Source organism: Mesorhizobium sp. M1A.F.Ca.IN.020.06.1.1 (genome assembly GCF_004023265.1).
Classification (GTDB): domain Bacteria; phylum Pseudomonadota; class Alphaproteobacteria; order Rhizobiales; family Rhizobiaceae; genus Mesorhizobium.
Genome location: NZ_RZSR01001691.1, coordinates 1 through 581, shown reverse-complemented (window position 1 = coordinate 581; position 581 = coordinate 1). Strand labels below are relative to the sequence as shown.

Below are 581 nucleotides of genomic sequence, written 5' to 3'. Positions count from 1 at the left end.
CGTCGGCGTCGTGGAAGCAGAAATAGGGGACGCCGAGCAGCGAGAACAGCTCGAAGGCGACGTCGGCCTTCAGTTTCGCCAGTTCCATCGTGTCGATGTCGCCGGGCCTGGCGAACCAGGGGCGGTCGAAGGTTTGGCCGCCGAACGGGTCGCCGCCCTGCCAGGCGAAGGAATGCCAATACGCGACGGCAAAGCGCAGATGGTCCTCCAGCCGCTTGCCACCCACCACTTCGTCCGGGTTGTAATATCGGTAGGCCAGTGGATTGGTCGAATCCGGCCCTTCATACTTGATGGTCTTGATATTGCCGAAAAATCCGCTGCTCATGGTTTCCTTCCTCTCCAACTGCTTTCGCCGATTACCTCAGGCGTAATTGGTTTGGCGCTTCCGTGGGTCCAAAAGGGTCATGTCGAAACGATCCAATGAAGGATGAAGACCATGACCGACCTCAACACGATCGCCCGCAACTACATCACCGCCTGGAACGAGAGCGATGCGGCGCGCCGCAAGACCCTGCTCGAGGCCGCCTTCACCAGCGACGTCAGCTATCGCGACCCGATCATGCAAGGCGACGGCCACGACG

2 pseudogenes are annotated in these 581 nt (G+C 60.2%); one reads left to right on the top strand and one right to left on the bottom strand.

The features are described from left to right. Nucleotides 1-325: pseudogene (locus EOA60_RS36385) on the bottom strand (xylose isomerase); the annotation flags it as partial. A 111-nt stretch (nucleotides 326-436) separates the two neighbouring features. On the opposite strand from EOA60_RS36385, the pseudogene EOA60_RS39980 reads away from it, so the two are divergent. Then, nucleotides 437-581, top strand: a pseudogene (locus EOA60_RS39980) (nuclear transport factor 2 family protein); the annotation flags it as partial.